This window comes from Butyrivibrio sp. Su6 (genome assembly GCF_900108105.1).
Lineage (GTDB): Bacteria > Bacillota > Clostridia > Lachnospirales > Lachnospiraceae > Butyrivibrio.
On record NZ_FNUR01000008.1, the window covers coordinates 124467 to 144422 of the forward strand.

The 19956-nt window shown below is 33.6% G+C and carries 18 protein-coding genes; all 18 read left to right on the forward strand.

Annotation, left to right across the window (positions count from 1 at the left end):
- Positions 1–43: 43 nt before the first annotated feature.
- The 18 genes from C4S54_RS10175 to C4S54_RS10260 all read left to right on the forward strand — a co-directional run bounded on the left by C4S54_RS10175 (position 44) and on the right by C4S54_RS10260 (position 19940).
- Positions 44–1486, forward strand: coding sequence for a sugar transferase (locus C4S54_RS10175; RefSeq protein ID WP_103869438.1), 1443 nt, complete (start codon positions 44–46; stop codon positions 1484–1486).
- A gap of 66 nt (positions 1487–1552) precedes the next feature.
- Complete coding sequence (locus C4S54_RS10180; protein WP_242973782.1) at positions 1553–2869, forward strand: DegT/DnrJ/EryC1/StrS family aminotransferase; 1317 nt, start codon at positions 1553–1555, stop codon at positions 2867–2869.
- Entirely contained in the window at positions 2869–3537 is a 669-nt protein-coding gene (locus C4S54_RS10185; protein ID WP_103869439.1) for a sugar transferase, read from the forward strand. The genes C4S54_RS10180 and C4S54_RS10185 overlap by 1 nt, the downstream gene beginning before the upstream one ends.
- Positions 3538–3574: 37 nt before the next feature.
- Positions 3575–4378: a glycosyltransferase gene (locus tag C4S54_RS10190; protein WP_103869440.1), complete on the forward strand. Its 804-nt coding sequence runs from the start codon at positions 3575–3577 to the stop codon at positions 4376–4378.
- 2 nt (positions 4379–4380) lie between these two features.
- Entirely contained in the window at positions 4381–4854 is a 474-nt protein-coding gene (locus tag C4S54_RS10195; RefSeq protein WP_103869441.1) for an acyltransferase, read from the forward strand.
- A gap of 2 nt (positions 4855–4856) precedes the next feature.
- Positions 4857–5924, forward strand: a complete 1068-nt coding sequence (locus C4S54_RS10200) for a glycosyltransferase (protein WP_103869442.1) — start codon at positions 4857–4859, stop codon at positions 5922–5924.
- Between the two features lie 44 nt (positions 5925–5968).
- Positions 5969–7072 carry a glycosyltransferase gene (locus C4S54_RS10205; RefSeq protein ID WP_103869443.1) on the forward strand — a complete coding sequence of 368 codons (1104 nt, stop codon included), beginning with the start codon at positions 5969–5971 and terminating at the stop codon, positions 7070–7072.
- A 124-nt stretch (positions 7073–7196) separates the two neighbouring features.
- Complete coding sequence (locus C4S54_RS10210; protein WP_103869444.1) at positions 7197–8567, forward strand: O-antigen polymerase; 1371 nt, start codon at positions 7197–7199, stop codon at positions 8565–8567.
- Positions 8568–8585: 18 nt separating this feature from the next.
- Positions 8586–9845, forward strand: a complete 1260-nt coding sequence (locus C4S54_RS10215; protein ID WP_103869445.1) for an oligosaccharide flippase family protein — start codon at positions 8586–8588, stop codon at positions 9843–9845.
- 24 nt (positions 9846–9869) lie between these two features.
- The gene (locus C4S54_RS10220) at positions 9870–11606 is read left to right on the forward strand and encodes a hypothetical protein (protein WP_103869446.1); all 1737 of its coding nucleotides are present in this window, start codon (positions 9870–9872) and stop codon (positions 11604–11606) included.
- An 18-nt stretch (positions 11607–11624) separates the two neighbouring features.
- The gene (wecB, locus tag C4S54_RS10225; RefSeq protein WP_103869447.1) at positions 11625–12713 is read left to right on the forward strand and encodes a non-hydrolyzing UDP-N-acetylglucosamine 2-epimerase; all 1089 of its coding nucleotides are present in this window, start codon (positions 11625–11627) and stop codon (positions 12711–12713) included.
- Positions 12697–13431, forward strand: a complete 735-nt coding sequence (locus C4S54_RS10230; RefSeq protein ID WP_200821064.1) for a hypothetical protein — start codon at positions 12697–12699, stop codon at positions 13429–13431. Before wecB ends, C4S54_RS10230 begins: the two co-directional genes overlap by 17 nt.
- A 13-nt stretch (positions 13432–13444) precedes the next feature.
- Positions 13445–14344 (forward strand): DapH/DapD/GlmU-related protein, encoded by a 900-nt coding sequence (locus tag C4S54_RS10235; protein ID WP_103869448.1) that lies wholly within the window; start codon positions 13445–13447, stop codon positions 14342–14344.
- Positions 14345–14358: 14 nt separating this feature from the next.
- The gene (locus tag C4S54_RS10240) at positions 14359–14769 is read left to right on the forward strand and encodes a MaoC family dehydratase (protein ID WP_103869449.1); all 411 of its coding nucleotides are present in this window, start codon (positions 14359–14361) and stop codon (positions 14767–14769) included.
- Positions 14769–15857 (forward strand): Gfo/Idh/MocA family protein, encoded by a 1089-nt coding sequence (locus C4S54_RS10245; protein ID WP_103869450.1) that lies wholly within the window; start codon positions 14769–14771, stop codon positions 15855–15857. Before C4S54_RS10240 ends, C4S54_RS10245 begins: the two co-directional genes overlap by 1 nt.
- A gap of 15 nt (positions 15858–15872) precedes the next feature.
- Positions 15873–17198 carry a nucleotide sugar dehydrogenase gene (locus C4S54_RS10250; protein WP_103869451.1) on the forward strand — a complete coding sequence of 442 codons (1326 nt, stop codon included), beginning with the start codon at positions 15873–15875 and terminating at the stop codon, positions 17196–17198.
- Positions 17199–17329: 131 nt separating this feature from the next.
- The gene (locus C4S54_RS10255; protein WP_103869452.1) at positions 17330–18049 is read left to right on the forward strand and encodes an acyltransferase; all 720 of its coding nucleotides are present in this window, start codon (positions 17330–17332) and stop codon (positions 18047–18049) included.
- Between the two features lie 133 nt (positions 18050–18182).
- The gene (locus C4S54_RS10260) at positions 18183–19940 is read left to right on the forward strand and encodes a hypothetical protein (RefSeq protein WP_103869453.1); all 1758 of its coding nucleotides are present in this window, start codon (positions 18183–18185) and stop codon (positions 19938–19940) included.
- Positions 19941–19956 lie beyond the last annotated feature (16 nt).

Consider the following 19956-nt stretch of genomic DNA (forward strand, 5'->3'; position numbering starts at 1 on the left):
GATATACTAATAATATAAAATAATAGGTTAAAGAGGAAGATTGATGACAAGCAGCGGTTCACACCAGACAATTCCAAACACTTCAAGGAAGAATGGTAAATACATTTTTAGATATTTTTGTATGATAATGCTGGCGGTGATAGCCACTGCAATATTTTTGTACAATTGGATTGGATTTATAAACAGACTTGGTCAGGATGGAATGCTACGACCTGGATCGCAGTCGCTTCGTGGTGTAGGTAACATCGGTATGTCTGTAGGTATATATTTTATTTTATATCTTACAATCGGTACTTGGCTACATGCATTTAAGATTGGAGTAGAGAGAAAAGCTAATATATTGGCAGCGCAGGTTTTGACATTGATTACAACGGCCTTTTTTGAAATATTTGTTTCATGTGCGGTTTCTGGACAGTTTAGGTATGTTTTTGAATTCATTAAAATGTATTTAATAATGTTTGGTATTCAGGCTATTATCTGTTGTCTGGTATGTGTTCCAATGATTGATATATATAGAAGGGCATTCCCTCCACTTCGCATTATCGAGATATATGGTGAGTACACAAACAATCTTGTATCCAAGATAAACGCCGTTGAGTACAAATACAATGTTGTCGATAGAATTTCCTGCCATGAGGATGAAGCAGTAATTAGGGAGCGTATCAGAGCTTACGATGCAGTTCTTTTAAATGATCTCCCGGCTCATGAAGAGAACAGGGGACTCAAAATTTGTTTTGAAGCTCATAAAAGAGTGTACTTTGTTCCTAAAATTGCTGACATTTTGGTTAAGAATTCAGAGGAACTTAATCTAATTGATGCGCCTCTTTTTTTTAATAGAAATAATGGCATTGGACCTATTCAGAGATTTGTAAAAAGAGCTTTTGACATTTTTCTTAGTCTTTTTACCCTAATAGTTTTCAGTCCTGCATTTATTATTGTTTCAGTAGCAATTCATCTTGAAGATGGGGGCCCAGTATTCTTCAAACAAGAGAGAGTGACAATTGGCGGCAAAAGATTTATGATTCTTAAGTTCCGCTCAATGATTGTGGATGCAGAAAAAGATGGTCGACCTCATCCTGCCGGAGAGAAGGATGACAGGATAACAAAGGTAGGCAGACTTATAAGAGCTTGCAGAGTAGATGAGCTTCCGCAGCTTATAAATATCTTAAAAGGCGATATGTCAATTGTTGGACCGCGTCCTGAAAGATGGGAACACGTTGAAAAGTATAGCGAGGATATTCCAGAATTCAATTTCCGCCATTCTGTTAAAGGTGGCCTTACAGGTTATGCTCAGGTTTATGGAAAATACAACACTACAGCATTAGATAAGCTCAAACTTGATCTTCTTTATATAACAAATTTCTCAATCCTTCTAGATCTTCAGATTATATTTGAAACGGTTAAGATTCTCGTTCAGAAGGAAAGTACGGAAGGATTTACAGAGGATAAGCAAGCGGAAATGCACGATTCTGTGAAGAATGGATAATTATTTGATGTTAAAAGATAAATGTGATAGTATCTTAAAGCTATTTTAAAAAGAAAGAAGAAAAGAATGATGTATGATTTTTTAAAAGATATTCGATTTAAAGATTTAAAGAAAATAGAAAATCAAAAGATATTTCTAGCTTCTCCAACAATGCATGGCGAAGAGGAAAAATTTGTTCACGAAGCTTTTGAGACTGGTTGGGTTACAACTGCTGGCCAGAATATTAATGAAGTTGAGAAGTCAGTAGCCGAATATGTTGGAGTTAAGTATGCAGTTGGTCTTAGTGCAGGAACTGCTGCACTTCATCTTGCAACAAAACTTGCAGGCGAAAAATTATATGGGCAGGCAAAACCGAATGTCGGTACTCTTGCAAGTCACAAGGTGTTTTGTTCTGATGTTACCTTTGATGCATCGATAAATCCTGTTGCTTACGAAGATGGAGAGGCAGTATTTATTGATACAGAATATGATACTTGGAACATGAGCCCAGAAGCTCTTGAGAAAGCTTTTGAGATTTATCCCGAAGTAAAGTTGGTAGTAGTAGCGCACCTCTATGGTACTCCGGGTAAGATGGAAGAAATTCGAAGAATATGTGATAAGCATGGAGCATTGATAGTTGAGGATGCAGCTGAGTCACTAGGTGCCAAGTACAAGCTTGGTGATGATTGGTTGGAGACAGGTGCTCTTGGAAACTACAACGCTATAAGTTTTAATGGGAATAAGATTATTACTGGAAGTAGCGGTGGCATGTTCCTTACAGATTCCAAAGAGGATGCTGATAAGGTAAGGAAATGGAGCACTCAGAGTCGAGAAGCTGCTCCTTGGTATCAACATGAGGAGATTGGTTACAATTACAGGATGAGCAACATTGTTGCTGGTGTTATCCGTGGTCAGCTTCCTTACTTGAAAGAGCATATTGAATTGAAGAAAAAGATATATGACAGATACAAAGAAGGATTAAGTGGACTTCCTGTTTCTATGAATCCTTTTGACGCAGATAAGTCAGTTCCGAACTTTTGGTTATCATGTATGATAATAGATTCTGATGCGATGGCTCCTATGGTTAGAGGAGAATCAGACTACATGTGGAGTTATGAAGTAGGTAAGTCAAGTCCACAGGAAATACTTGATGCGTTAGCAGCATTTGGGGCAGAGGGACGACCTATCTGGAAGCCTATGCATTTGCAACCTATTTACAGAACTCATCCATTTATTACTATAGAAGGAAATGGAAGGGGCAAGACCAATGCATATATTGAGGGCTCCTGCATAGATGTTGGAGCAGATATATTCCGCAGAGGCTTATGTTTGCCATCAGATGTTAAAATGACTGAAGAACAGCAGAATTATGTAATTAGTATTATTAAAAGGTGCTTTGAATAATGACTAGATTTTTTGATATTTTATTTTCATTATTAGCTATTATAATTCTCCTACCATTTATGATTCCTATCATGATAGGACTTAAGCTTACCGGAGAACATGATATTTTTTACGGCCAGGAGCGAATAGGTAAAGGTGGAAAACCTTTTAAGGTACTTAAATTTGCTACAATGCTTAGAAATAGTCCCAATATGGCTGGAGGACTATATACTGAAGCAAATGATCCAAGAATACTTCCTATGGGAAGATTCCTTAGGAAAACTAAGATAAATGAGCTTCCTCAGCTACTTAATATTCTATCAGGTCAGATGAGTATCATAGGTTACAGACCATTAGTGGTAAAAGAGTATTCTAGGTATTCAGAAGATGTAAAAAAAGAGCTCGCTAAGTCTAAGCCTGGACTTTCAGGAATTGGTTCCATTGTGTTCAGAAATGAAGAAGAGCTTCTACAGACCTTTGAAACTCATGAAGAAAAGGATGAGTTCTATTTCAGAGTTATTCTTCCTTATAAGGGAAAACTTGAGGCGTGGTATGTTGAGCATAAGGGCATTGTTATGTATTGGAAGCTTATCTTTATGACTATTGAGGCAGTGCTTAAGGGAAGTTGTAACTGGAAAGTGCTGAAGGAAATACCTGAAGTTCCTGATGAGTTAGAAGAACATATATAAAAGTATCTATTTAGATATTAGAGGAGCATTATAACAATTGGAAAAATATAGTGTACTGATGTCTTTATATAAAAAAGAGCATCCTGAATATTTAAAGCTTGCATTAGATTCAATGATAAATCAGACTGTTTCACCGGATGAAATAGTACTTGTAGAGGACGGCCCATTAACTGACGAGTTGTATGCGATAGTTGATGAATACAAGTGGCATCTTCATATAGTAAAAAATCCAAGGAATTTAGGCTTGGGATTGGCACTTAATGAAGGGCTTAAAGTCTGCAGAAATGAACTTGTTGCCAGAATGGATACAGATGATATCAGTAAGCCAGATAGGTGCGAAAAACAATTAAAGCGTTTCGATGAAAAGCCAGAGCTATCAATAGTTGGTTCTCACATAGATGAATTTGTTGGCAGTATAGATAATATAATCTCACAGAGAAAAGTACCTACAAACTCAAATTCAATATATAACTTTGCAAAGAAAAGATCTGCATTTAATCACCCTGCGGTTATGTACAAGAAGTCAGCAGTATTAGCAGAGGGGGGGTATGCAGATTTAAAACGTAATCAAGATGTGGATCTTTTTGGGCGTATGCTTTTTAAGGGCTATAAAGCAGAGAACATTGATGAAGCGTTACTTTGGTTTAGAAGTTCAGATGAACTAGCGGTAAGAAGGAAATCATGGGAAAATACTTGGAGCTATATAGCAACAATTAGGAAGTTTTGGAAGATGGGATATAGTACTTTTAGCGATTATCTTATCGTTTTTATAGCGCAGACTGGGATGTATTTAATGCCTGTTAAAATTCAGAATTGGGTTTATAAGAAATTTTTGAGGTAGAAATGATTATTCGGATATTTGACAAGGTACTAAGAGAATTGTATAGGTTTTTTCATCCAAGTTTATGGGGGAAAAAAATACAGATAAATGGTATACCGAAAATATATTGCATAAAGCGGCTAAAAATAGGAAGTAACGTTTCAATTAATTCTGGATGTGTATTGCAATGTTATGGAGGGCTTGAGATAGGAAATAATGTAACTATTTCTGATGGGGCTAAAATTCTTACGAGGCAGTTAGATACAAATAATTATTGTGATAACGCAAAAAATATAGAGCGAAAACATTGTGACTATCGGACTGTAATATGTGAAGGAACGTGGATAGCTACTAATGCTCTTATTTTGCCTGGGGCTACTGTCCCTTCAAATTGCATTATTGCCGCAGGGGCTGTAGTTAATAAAAACTTGGAAGAAGAAAATTGTTTGTATGCTGGGGTGCCAGCAAAAAAGATAAGATTATTAGGAAGAAAATAATAATGAGATTATTGCATATAACAGCGACACATTTAAATTCTGTCGGAGGAATTCCAGTAGTTTTACGCGATTTGGTCAATGCACAAAATCAAATTGACGGATTTGAGGCGCGAGTTTTATCGTTAAAGGCTAATATTACAGAAATTAATTCTGTTTTTTTTGATAAATTAGACGGTTCTTTTAAGAAATATATTGATTCATATCAACCGGATGTTGTTATATTCCATAGTCATTACTATTTTGAGTATCTTTATTGCTATAATTATTTATTGAAAAAGCATATTCCATATTTTATTGAACCGCATGGGTCTTTTTCTATAGAGGGATTAAAAAAGTCAAAATTTAAAAAGTTGATTTCGAATAACATTTTATTAAGAAGATATATGAATAGAGCAAAGGGATATGTCTTTTTGAGTAATAGTGAATTGGATAATTCAAGGTTCAGAACGTCATCTGATATAATTATTCCCAATGGTATAACATATGAAGAATATGATAAGACTTTTCGAGATAATTCATTTAATACATTTTATTATATCGGAAGATATGATATTAAGGAAAAAGGATTAAATAGTCTTTTTGATGCGCTAGATATTTTAGAAAAGGAAGGGTGTCATATACGCTTTAATCTGTATGGAAAAGGAAGTAAAAGAGAAAAGAAATATATTTCGTCAAGAATAAAAAGGTATGAGGTGGTAGAGGTAATTGAAAGAGGCCCCATTTATGGAGATGAGCAGAGACGAGAATTAGAGCAGTATGGAATTATGATTCTGACTTCTCGTCATGAAGGATTTCCAATGACTGTTTTGGAAGCATGGAAATATGGTAATCCTTGTCTATTATCACCTGGAACAAACGTTGCGAATGAAGCTGTGAAAAACTGTGTTGGATGGAAAACGGAATTGAATAGCGAAGATATTGCTGCTTCAATAAAAAAAGCTGCTAAGGATTATATGGAAAGGCGAAATGAGTATATTGTAAGTTGTAAGAGGTATGTTAGGAAAAATTATTGTTGGTACAAAATTGCAACTGAATCATATGATACAATTATGAAATCGCTAGAGAAGTGATTATTTAGATATTGGTGATATTATTAATAAAAAGGTAGGTTTGTATGAGAATTCTAGTATATATTTCTACAATAGATATGAATTCGGATGTATATATGGGAGTCGCTAAAAAAATAAAAATGCAGTGTGAAGCATTTGAAAAGCTTGGCTTTCAAGTGAAGAATTTAAGCAATAGTGTCAATAATCCTATTGAAAAGTTGAAAAAAGTATTCCCAAGTTATTATGCTACTTCTTATAGAGTAATAAAGAAAAGAATTTGTTCAATAAATAAAATAGATGTTTGCTATATTAGATACCAAGGTGCATCCAGAGGATTGGTGGATGTTTTAAAAACTGTAAGGAATTATCATCCGGATTGTAAAATTATTTTGGAAATGCCAACATACCCATATGAACAAGAATTAAAGTCATTGTTGGATAAGCCTCTGTATTTTAGAGATGTTCTTTATAGAGGAAAATTAAAAAATTATGTAAATCTTATTACAACTTTTTCAGATTTCAAAGAGATATATGGTATTCCGGTTATAGAGATTACTAACGGTATTGACTTAGATGTGATTAAGCCACGAAAGGCAAAGGAGTTTAATCCTGATTCACTTGTAATAATTGGAGTGGCGGGAATGCAAATTTGGCATGGATTTGATCGAATAATTGAGGGATTGAGTCTGTATTATAAAAAGGAGGTTGAGAAGCCTAGAATAACTTTCATAGGAATTGGAGAAGGACCATATAAAGAAAAATGGATACAGTTGGCAGAAAATCATGGTGTATCTGAATATGTTAAATTTTTAGGGGCAAAAAGTGGAGATGAATTAGAAAAACTATATAATGATGCGGATTTGGGAATCGGAAGTTTGGGAATATATCACGTGATGGACTTCCAAAGAGTTTCGATACTTAAAACAAGAGAATATTGTGCAAAGGGTCTACCATTTATTACTACTCAGAAGGATTATATGTTTAGTAATGATAGGTTTAAATATAGCCTTGTTGTTAAAGATAATAATAGTGCTATAGATATGTATGAAGTAGTTGAATTTTTGAATAATATTAACAAAGAAAGAAATGAATGCGTAATTAGTGACATGAGAGATTATGCTACTAATAATATTCAATGGTGTGAAATCCTTAAGCCTCTAGTTGAGTAATGGATTCAATATCTAGCAAAATTGATTTGAAAATGAGTTTCTAAGTGATTGAAAAACAGCTGATATGTTATATGATTCATTTTATTAGCAAGGCTTAATGCAGAATGATAGAGGGTTGCAAGTAATGATCCAGAGAGAAAAAAGTGCTTATAAATACAGAGTAGAAGCTAAAGTTATTATAGTTGGATACTTTGTTTATTTAATTTTGTTATTTGTGCTCGCATTATTTATATGGCCTCAATATAAGTGTGTAGAATTTACAACGTATAAGTATGTAGTAAGTATTAATATTCCTAAGCTTCTTTTTTCATTGATATTATCGTTGATTATTTGGTATATATTCATCCGGAGATACTATATAGTGCTAGATTTTTCAGGACAAGTACTTCAGTTGCTTGTGTTATTGTATTATATGCCAGGTATTGTCATTGCAGGAGCTTTGAATTTTGAGTGGATTTATATACTTAAGTATTTTGCTTATTTTTTAGTTATGATTATCGCAGATAATATCATTCGATTTCCGAAACGCCCTTTATTTATTATAAAAGTCGATGGTTTGTTTTATTTAAAGAGATTCGTTGTAATTTGTAGTTTTATACTCCCACTTTTTTTGACATTATATTTTAGTAGGTCATTTTCGGCCTCGACATTTATTTCTATGGTAAAAAATCCATATGGAGTACGTATTGCGGCAAGGGGATTAAATACAAGATGGGCTATTTTGGCACTGGAATACTGGGGGGCATATTTCAGTTGTTTTATGGTTACCTATAGTTTGAAGAAAAGAAAATGGGGGCTTGCAGTAGCGTATTTTGTATTTATTTTGTTTTATTTCACTTTACAAGGTAATAGAATATTTGTCTTTTACTTAGGAATGGCAGTTATTTTGGGATTTTATGAAATAAATAGTTTAAAGCTTTGTATGTGCTACATGTTTTTATTAGTGGCACAAGTTTTGGAATTTAGATTATTTGACATTAATAATACAGTTGGGATTATTACAAACATTTTTAGGAGATATAGTATCGTTCCTAATATAATAGCGTCTCAATACTATGATTTCTTTAAAACGCACCCATCAGATTGGTTAACTGATGTATATGTTGATTTATTAAGTATATTTGATATCCATTCTCAGTATAATAATATTGGATTTGTTATAGGAAAGACATATTATGGATGGGAAATGAGTGCAAATAATGGTTTATTTGGAGGAGCTATTTATGAATTTGGCATGCTTGGTATTATCATCGACCCGATAATGTTTGTGCTGATTTTAAGGCTTATAGAAAAACTATTATTTAGACTAGGTAAAGAGCTGAAATTTATAGTTGCTGTTATATATGCTTCACAAGCAATAAATCAGACAACAATCTGGACTGGTATGCTAAGATTAACTCCCATGTTACTATTTATACTCTCTGTTATGCCATTTGATAAAAACAGTATTTTAAGTAATAAAAATAAAGAGAGTGTAAAATTATTAGTAGTATGATGTTGGGGATTTTTGAATATGAGTATTAAACAAGAGGTTTCTAGACTTAGAAATAAAGGCTTTTTCGATATATTAATAGGTGGTACTTCTTCAAAGATGATAGCTTTTTTATCATCTATAGTTATTGTGCGTTTGGTAAGTAAAAGTGACTATGCTGTTTTGGGGTATGCGGATAATATATACAGTTATATTGTCCTTTTTTCTGGAGCAGGAATGTCATCAGCTGTTCTAAAGTATTCTGTGCAGAATGATGAATCAAAAAATGCTGCATTTTATAGATTTGCATTTAAGTGGGGGACTCTTTTTCAGATAATTGTTTTGACAGTGTTGTTAATAATTACGAAGTATATTAAATTTCCATTCGATGGAACAGAAAAGATAATGTATTCTTTATTGCCATATGGTTTTTTATACTATTGGGTACACCTTTTTCAAAGTTTTTTGAGATCGAGATTTGAGAATCGAAAATATGCGATATCAAGTTTTGTTCAAGTTTTGCTGACATTTGTTTTGAGTGTAATAACTGCTCTAACAATTGGTGTTATTGGTGTGCCGATTTCAAGGGGGATTGCAATGATAATTTCTATTGCAGTATTTCTTCCTACGTTAATTAGTTATTATTCAGATCATAAGCATTGTTCTGTTTTATCTGGTCAAGATATTAAATCATTTATCGCATTAGCAATATCTATGCTTGTTAGTAATGTCTTTTCAATGATTATGCCTAATAATGAGATGTTTCTTATAAATAATATTTTGAAAAATGAAATTATAACTGCTAATTATAAAGTGGCTTCCCTTATACCTAGTCAGTTACCTTTTGTGACTAGTACGTTAGTTATATATTTTTTTCCACTTGTTGCCCAAAAAAGTGCAAATGTTGAAACGTGGAGTTATTTAAAAAGAATAGGGTTTGGTACGTTTATTATAAATCTTCTAATTACTATTGTGGGGTGTGTATTAACCCCTTTTATTATTAGTATTGCATATGGTGATGAATATTCTGATATTATGTTTCTAAGTATAATAATATGGTGGAGTTTTTTCTTTAATGCAGGATTTCGTATGCTTCCGATGAATATACTACCAGCACTAGGATATGTAAGATTTAACGTTGTAGTCGCAGCATTGTCTGCATTGATATTGTTTGCCCTTGATTATATTATGCTTAAGACAGTAGGATTGTACGGAGTAGTTATTATCAGGATGATTGTTAACTTTGCTTCAGGAACGCTATATTGGGGTTATCTTTATAAAAAGTGTATTGAGAATAAGTAAAGAATATGTTAGGAGTACTATAATATGTTAGGAACTTTTGCGGTTATAACCAATAGAAATAATAGAATTGCTACTGAAAAAATAAAAGAAATAGTTATCAATAATAATAATGAAAGTAGTTGCCATGTTGTGGAATCTGAGAATTATTATATTGCACGTAATGAAAAGGGAAGATTTTGCAATGATCAAGTCTTATATAGTGATGTGCATGTTTGTATTTCATTAGAAGGCGTAATACTTAATTCAAAGCAATTGTTTAAAAAATATGAAGTTGACAATATGACGCAATTGTTTTTGAGTTGTGTAAATAATAACAATTTAAAAATGCTATTATCTGAATTGAGGGGGAGCTTTTGTGGGATAGTTGTTGCTGGAGAAAGGACATATATATTTTCAGATCAATTTGCTACAAAACAATTTTTTTATGCACATGTTGGTAATAGCTTAATTGTATCTTCAGAAGTCAATGCTATTGTTGACTATTTTCGTATTGAAGATTTCAATTATTCTGTAGATGAGATTGGTATATACTCATTGTTATCATATGCTTTTATGTATCAAGATCATACATTAGTGAAGGAAATTAAGCGACTCAGGGAAGGCGAGTTATTACAATATGAGGGTGATAAGATTTATAAAGATTCTTATTATCGAATACATCAAGAAGAAGTACGGATAAAACTTGATGATGCAATTGAAAGAATAGATGAACTATTTACAGAAGCTGTAAAGTTGCAAATAAATAAAAATAATGAATATTGTTATGACAACGCTATTCCGCTAAGTGCTGGAATGGATTGTCGTATGACTGCTTTTGTAGCAAATAAGATTGCTGATGTTCCAATACTAAATTTTTCCTATTCTGAATACGGACAGGAGGATTGCGTTACACCGGGGTTGATGGCAAGAAAACTTGGAAATAAGTGGTTATTTAAAAGCTTGGATAATGGATTAGATATGTTGAATATTCAGGAATCCATTGATATCGCAGATGGGTTGATATACTATTTGTGGCCTGCACAACTTAATGATTTTTTGAGGTATGTTAATACTAATAATTGGGGTATTGTTCACACGGGTGTTATTGGTGATGTGGTTTTGGGATGTTGGCATAACAAAAAAGATGGACCATATAGCTTGGGAGATGGAGCAGTTTCGTCTAAACTTATACCGAAATTAGCGGAATATCTAACAGAGACTGAAAAAAATGCGCCATCATATGAAATTGGTATGTTCCAAAATAGAGCAATTAATGGAGCGTGTATGGGGTATTCTACAACGTTTAGGCGTTATTGTATTGATATGTCTCCATTTATGAATGTAGATTTTTTTGATTTTTGTTTATCACTTCCATTCAAGTATAGAAAAGATCATTATATTTATTATGAATGGGTAAAGAAAAAGTACCCAGATGCTGCAAAATTTAAACATAATGGTATAACTATAAATGGTGAACATTATATAAATATTAAAGGAAATAGGGTACGAATTGCAGCTATAAAAGATCTTGTTTTACGCGAATTAAAGAGGACGCAGCGTGATTTACTTAAGGTGGATTATGGAATGAATCCTCAAGAAGCATGGATTAATACTAATGCTGAATTAAGAAAAACAATGGACAGATTCTTCAATGAGAACAAGCACAGCTTGTCAAAGTGGCCTGAAATTTATGAAGATGCCTGCCATCTATATAATAACGGTAATGCAATTGAAAAAAGCATGGCTATAAGTGCAGTAGGTTCTGTCGGAAGACTGATTTAGAGTAAGAAAGGATATTATATGAAAATATTAACGGTAGTTGGTGCTCGCCCACAGTTTATAAAAGCTGCGCCTGTTTCTAGGCAAATAAGAAAAAAGCATCAAGAAGTGCTTTTACATACAGGACAACACTTTGATGATAATATGTCAGATGTGTTTTTTCGTGAAATGGGGATACCAAAACCCGATTATAATCTTGGAATGTCGGGGGGAACCCATGCTCAAATGACTGGAAAGATGATGATTGGGATAGAAGAAGTTCTTGAGGCAGAGAAACCGGATTGGTTACTTGTATATGGAGATACAAATTCAACTCTTGCAGCTGCATTGGCAGCTGCAAAGTTACATGTACCAATATGCCATGTAGAAGCTGGATGTAGAACACATAGAATGACTAATCCAGAAGAGATTAATCGTGTTTGTACGGATCATATTTCATCGTTATTGCTTATGAGTACTAGAGGAGCTATAGAGGAATTAGAAAAAGAGGGGTTAAAGGAAAAGTCAGTTTTCGTGGGCGATCCGATGTATGATGCATTTATTGAATATAAAGATTGTTTATCTGTAAGCGATTTGGAAGTACGTGGATTGGATGGGAAAAAAGAGACCATTCCGAGTAGTTTTAACTATTTGACTTGTCACAGGGAAGAAAATACTTTTGATGATTCCGCGCTTAATGAAATATTTAAAGCTATGGACGTTCAAGATATTCCGACAATATATCCAGTGCATCCGCGAAATAAGGAACGAGCATTAAGATTAGTTAAAAAAAATAATTATAGGAATATAATACTTATTGAGCCAGTAGGGTATCTTGAGAGTATTTGCCTTGTTTCTAATTCGAACAAAGTGGTAACTGATTCTGGTGGTGTTCAGCGAGAAGCATTTTTTGCTGGAAAAAAATGTGTAACAGTTCTTGATTTTGTATCGTGGCCAGAAACGATGGTTTGTGGAAGGAATACACTATCAAAGCCTTATGCATCTGACATTGAACAAAAACTAAAAATTCAACAAAAAGTAGATTCTTCATACATGCCATTTGGAGATGGAAAATCTGCTGAGAGGATTGTAAAGGAGTTAGAAACACATTCAAATGAAATTTACTTATGAAGAGTACCAAAATTTAATCGAAAAATTAAAGAAAAGCGAATATTCCTTTGCTAATTATTATAACTGGAACGCATTTTCGAAGTGCGTGATACTTCGGCATGATATAGATTATGATATTGATAAAGCTGTTGCTTTGGCTCTTCTAGAGAAGAACATAGGCGTTCATAGTACATATTTTGTGTTGATATCATCTGATTTTTATAATGTCTTTTCTAGAAAAATACAAGAAGAATTACAGAAAATCATTGATTGTGGACACGAAATAGGAATTCACTTTGATGAAGTAAAATACCCAGAGGCTGAAGGTAATGTAGAGAGACTCTCAGAACTTATTCAAAATGAAGCACACATATTAGGACAAGCCTTAGGGCGAAAAATAAATGTAGTATCTATGCATAGACCTAGTAAGGGGGTGCTAGATTCAAATTTGCAAATACCTGGAATGATAAATAGCTATTGCCAAACATTTTTTAAGGAGTTTAAGTACTTGTCTGATAGCAGAAGGCAATGGAGAGAACCTGTAGATGAAATTATAACTAGTAATGAATATGACAAAATTCATCTTCTTACACACGCGTTTTGGTACAATGATGAAGAATGCAATATACATGATTCTATAAGTCAGTTTATTAATGGCGGAAATAACTTTAGATTCAAATGTCTTCTTGAAAATATTACGGATTTGGAATCAATTATGAGTAGAGACGAAATTAAGTAAGAGGTGTGAGGAGATGAAAATAAAAGATATATTGGAATTTCTTGATAATTATGGAATGAAATACAATTTTGTTGGTAATATCAATGATAACATAATAGGTTTTTCCTCATTATCTAATTACAAACTTGGTTCAATTACATGGATTAAGAAGGAAGATGGGTATGACAGTATAGGTCGACCTAAGGATATTAGTTTGGCAATAGTCCAAGATGGAATTAACGTAGACTTTAATAATATTATATATACTGAATCATCTAAAGAGGTATTTTTTTCAATTATCCGTCATTTTTGGGGAAAAGAAAAAAAAGTTGGTATTGGTAAAGGAACTATCATTTCGGAAAATGTTAAGATGAGTGATACAGTTACTATAGGGTGTAACTGCACGATTGTAGGGAATATAAGTATTGGAGAAAACACCGTTATTGAGCATAACGTAGTGATTCAAGGTAAAGTAGAGATTGGAGATAATTGCCACATACAGTCAGGGGTTGTTATAGGTATTGATGGGTATGGCTATACACAAAACTCTGAATCAAAGAAGAAAACAATGATTGAGCATTTTGGTGGTGTTCATATAGGTAACAATGTATTTATTGGAAGTCATACGAATATAGCAAGAGGAACTATTGACGATACATTGATTGATGATGGAGTAAAAATAGCCCCGTCAACACATATTGGTCATAATAATAAAATTGGAAAAGATGCAGCAATTATTTGTTCAACATTATACGGGAGTTCGATAACTGGAGATAGGTCATATATTACGTCAAGTACTATAGCTAATCAAATTACAATTGGTGAGGATACGGTAATTGGAATGGGATCTGTTGTATCCAAACCTATAGAGTCTGGAGTTATAGCATATGGCATACCTGCTGTGACAAAACGAGTAAATGATAGTGATTTATAAAAAAGGGGATAAGTATGCATTTAGAAATTGGTATGAAAGGCTCGATATCTAAGACTATTTCAGAAAGTGATGTATATACATTTGCGGGAATAAGCGGGGACTTTAACCCTATTCACATAGATAAGATTAAAGCTGAAAGAAGTATTTTTGGAAAGCAGATAGCCCATGGAATCTTGGTGAGCGGATTGATTTCAAATGTGATAGGCACTAAGCTTCCTGGAGAAGGAAGCATTTATTTAGAGCAAAATCTCAAGTTTATGAACCCAGTATATATTGGTGACACTTGTACTGCAGAAGTTGTTATAATCGAAGTGATAAAAGAAGAAAAAGGTATTTACAAGCTTGATACATATGTCAGAAATCAAAATGATGAAATTGTGATTAGTGGATATGCTATTGTCAAATATAAGGAGGAAATGAATTAATGAAATACGCACTAATTGGATGTGGCAGAATAAGCCCTAACCACATAGCAGCAGCGAAAGCGAATAATCTAGAATTTGTAGGTATTTGTGATATTAATCCTGAGAATATGCATGATAAAATTTTAAAATTTGAATTAGATCCTATACATACATATACGGATTATAAACACATGCTTGAAGCTGAGAAACCTGAACTAGTAGCAGTATGTACGGAGTCAGGAAAACATGCTCAGATTGCGCTTGATTGTATAGATGCTGGATGTAATGTGATTATAGAAAAACCTATAGCTCTTTCACTTAAAGATGCTGATGAAATCATAAGACGAGCAAAAGAGAACGGGGTAAAGGTTTGTGCTAATCATCAAAACAGGTTTAACAAGTCTATTCAAAAGATTCGTGATGCTGTTGATAAAGGCAGATTTGGAAGAATGTTTTATGGAACAGCACACATACGTTGGTGTCGTGATTGGAACTATTATTCTAGAGCTGATTGGCGTGGTACTTGGGAGCAAGATGGTGGTGCTTTAATGAATCAGTGTATCCATAATACCGATCTTCTAAGGTGGATGATGGGAGATGAGATTGATACAGTAATGGGGATGACAGATAAACTTAATCATGATTACATAGAAGCTGAGGATTTAGGAATTGCTTTAATTAAGTTTAAGAACGGATCTTATGGTATTCTAGAAGGTACTACAGATATATATCCTAAAAATCTTGAAGAAACTTTGTATTTATTTGGAGAAAAGGGAACTGTTAAGGCTGGTGGAACGAGTGTGAATCGCATTGAGGAATGGAGATTTTCAGATCAGTTAGATGACTCTGAAGAGGTAATTGCACAGTTCAACGAGAATCCGCCGAATGTTTATGGTTTTGGTCATACTCCATTATATAAAGATGTAATCGATGCCATTAAGAACGACAGGGAGCCTTATGTAACAGCTGAAGATGGAAGAAGGGCATTAGAGTTAGTTCTTGCAGTATACAAATCTGCTGCCGAAGGACAGCCGGTAAAACTTCCTCTTAAGGATTGTAGTACTATGGACTTTGTTGGACGATTTGGTGAAAGAAAAGTTATGAGATAAGGCGGTATAAGACTAATGGAACTTTACAATAAATTAGTTGCAAATGAGGAATCAATTGCGTTAGTAGGACTTGGATATGTTGGGATGCCAATAGCACATGCTTTTGCGAAAAAGGGTATCAACGTTATTGGATTTGATTTAAATAAAGAAAAAATCGAGTTGTATAAATCGGGTGTAGATCCTACAAATGAGGTAGGGAATGAGGAGATTAAAAATACAAAGATTCAATTTACATCAGATGAATCTGACCTAAAAAATGCTAAGTTCATAATTGTTGCCGTTCCCACACCTGTAAATACAGACCATACACCAGACCTTACTCCCGTCATTGGAGCATCAGAAATAGTTGGAAGGAATCTGCAGAAAGAATCTATTGTTGTATATGAGTCAACAGTTTATCCAGGATGTACTGAAGATGTTTGTATTCCAATCTTAGAAAAAGAGTCAGGACTTAAGTGTGGTGAAGACTTTAAGGTGGGATATAGTCCAGAACGAATCAACCCCGGTGATAAGATTCATCGTCTTGAGAATATTAGAAAGATTGTATCAGGAATTGATCAAGAGTCCCTTAATACCATTAAAGCAGTTTATGATATTGTTATTGAAGTTGGAACGTATCCAGTATCAAATCTGAGAACAGCAGAGGCGGTTAAAGTTGTAGAAAATTCCCAGAGGGATATTAATATAGCATTCATGAATGAATTAGCAATGGTGTTTGACCGTATGAGTATCGATACTAATGAAGTTGTCGATGGTATGAATACCAAATGGAATGCACTTGGTTTTAGGCCTGGACTGGTGGGGGGGCATTGCATAGGTGTAGATCCATATTACTTCACATATGAAGCAGAAAAGCTGGGGTATCACAGTCAGATTATTCTTAATGGGCGTATTGTTAATGATCATATGGGAGCGTATGTCGCAGATGCTGCAATACGTAAAATGATTAAAGCTGGTCAAGCACCTAAGAAGAGCAAAGTTGTTATTCTAGGATTAACATTTAAAGAGAATTGTCCAGATACTAGAAATAGTAAAGTGAATGATATAATCAATGAGCTTGGCAGATTCAGAATTAAGCCTATAGTTGTTGATCCTTGGGCAAATGAGAGAGATGCTATGAATGAGTATGGCGTGAAACTTACTAAGCTGGAGGATGTTCATGATGTGGATTGTGTCATTGTGGCTGTGGCTCATGATGAATTCAAAAAAATGAGTATTAATGATATTAAGAAGCTTTATAGTAATGATATAGCGGATAATGAGAAGGTTATTGTTGATGTAAAAGGGCTGTATGAAATCGAAGATTTGAAGGCATCAGGACTTCAGTGGTGGCGTTTGTAAGATGCCACCATTAGATTGATTTGGTATTTGTAAATTTGTCTACAGTATAAAAAATCAACAAATGTATTATGAATAGTTATTCATCGGACTATTCGTATTGTGCATGATAGTCAATAAAGCATGGAGACAAGATGAATATTCTAAAAAGAATAAAAAGAAGAATATTAGGTTACACAAGTAAAGAAGTGATTAATGAATTGGTAAATGGAGGAGCAAGAATTGGCAAAGGTGTTGTCTTTTTTGATATCAATGCTACTGTAATTGATAAAACCCGTCCGTGGCTATTGAGTATTGGGGACTATACGAAAATAACACGTGGTTGCGTGATTTTAACGCATGATTACTCATTGTCTGTATTAAGAAGGAAATATGGTGTATGGATTGGTGAAGGCGCAGAAACAAGTATAGGAAAGAATTGTTTTATTGGAATGAACAGCATTATACTTATGGGCACGCAAATAGGCGATAATGTTATTGTTGGTGCGGGTAGTGTTGTACATGGAATTATACCTAGTAATGTTGTTGTGGCAGGAAATCCGGCACGAATTATTTATACACTTGATGAGTACTATAAGAAGAGAACTGCAAGAACAGTAAATGAAGCGAAAGAATGCGCAAAGATATACTATAAGAGATTTGGAGAGTTCCCTTCTCCGGAGTGTATGAGCAGATTTAAATTCATATTGTTTGAAAGAGATAGAAGATTTCTAGAAGATAATAATATATCATTTTCGTGTAATGGTGACGAGTCTGAGGAAGTTGAACGGAAGTTTTATAGCACAGAACCATTGTGGAAAAACTATAATGAATTTTTAGATGATGTAAAAAAAGAGATGGATATCGTTGATTGAGATATTTTTTGATGCTAAAGAAGTATGTTTTGTATTTATATTTTAAAAAGTAGTTTAAGTATGATGAAATATGATTCTTTTGGTGTGTCACATTTATGCAGCATAGAAAAATTGAAATGGGAAAAGTAAAAGTATGGAAAAGGACTTTAGTACCAATGATAAATATATGAATGTGTCAATTGCTGTCTTTATATTCATTGCAGTGCTAAGTTTTGTTAGGCTTTATTATGGAACAGAACTTACAGATGAGGCATATGCTGTTGCAGAAGGATGGATAGTTGCAGAGGGAGGTATTCCTTTCATAAATGTATGGTCACAGATACCGGGAGGCGCATTTTCAATTGCGCTATTTTGTTGGATATATTTTAAGATAATGGGAACTACTAAGGGAATGTTTTTGTTTGGGAGATATTCGTCATTTGTTCTCACTTTATTGTTTGTATTTATAGGATATAAGATTTTAAAAAAAATTAGAATAAAGCAGGAAGCATTGTTTTTATATCTTGCTGCTTACATTATTCCTTTTTGGCATGGTTTAACTGTATTTAGAGCTGACAGGCCAGCTTTGTTTTTTTCGTGGATATCAAGTTTGTTGGCGGTTTGCGCTTGTAGTCCTGAGAGTTCTGCTGATAATAGTAAAAAGATGATTTTCTTTTCTGGCGTATGTTCTGCACTAAGTGTTTTAATGTATTCTCAAATGGTGGTTTATTGCTTACTGCTATTTATATATATAATTTATTATTCTATTAAGTCTAAGAAAATATTGGCATTGATGTATATATATGGAGGTATCATTACTGCAGTTATAATCACTGGATATTTGGTAGCACGAGGGGGCTTTGATGGATTAATTAATGGATTGAACTTTTTAATAAAGGATGTAGCCTATTTTAGACTTCCTCGAGAGAATAATAGTGGGATAATGGTTTTTATACAGGATGTCTTTGAAAACTTCTTATTTTCTTATATTATTTTTGGGGTAATGGCTAAATTAGGATGTTATCTCATCAAAAGCCTAAGTAAGTATTCAAGAAATATATGTAATCTAATTGCTCTTATAGCTGGAATTTCAACTATTCTATGGAAAAATCTACGAGTAAATTTGATGAGTGTTACATTTTATCTGTTTTTGCTTTTATTCCTTGTTACTCCTACATGGATTATACAGATTCGGAAGCGACAAGATCTGTTCAAGTCTATGTTTTTTACTATGTGGATACCATCTGGCGCTCTTATGGTGGTTGCGTCATTGTCTACTTATGCTAATCCAATTTCTAGGACGTTGTTGCTAGGTAATGGAGCGTTGCTGTTTTTATTAGTAGCATGTTATGCCTTGGAGTATGAAGATGACAAAAGTATAAATGAGGTTTTTCGTATATCATATTCAATTGTTTCTATTTTGGTATGCGTGAGTATGATTTTAAATGTATATTGTTATATATATCGTGATGGTGAATTATTTACACTGAATACAAGAGTGGATTCTGGTGCGTATAAAGGAGTATATACTACAAGCGCGAGAGCAGAGGCACTTATTGAAATCGAGGAAATAATTAGGACATATACAGACCGTGATGATTATCTATTGGCTATGGAATGTGTCCCGTTTGTATATCTAATGTCTGATGCGCATCCTTGTACACCATCGTCTTGGGATCAGTCTATGTACTGGCATGGATTTAATGAAGATAATATATATATGGATTATTTTGCTATGGTAGGAAGAGAACCAAGCAAGATAATATATGTTATAAGTGAAATTCATAGCAGAGTAAGTATTGATGAAGAGGGATATTTGTTTAATGATTTTGTAAATGAAAATTATGAAATACTTTATGAGAATAGAGAAATACAATATCCAATAGTAATTTATTCAAAGAAAAATATGTAATGAGTGTTATTTGATA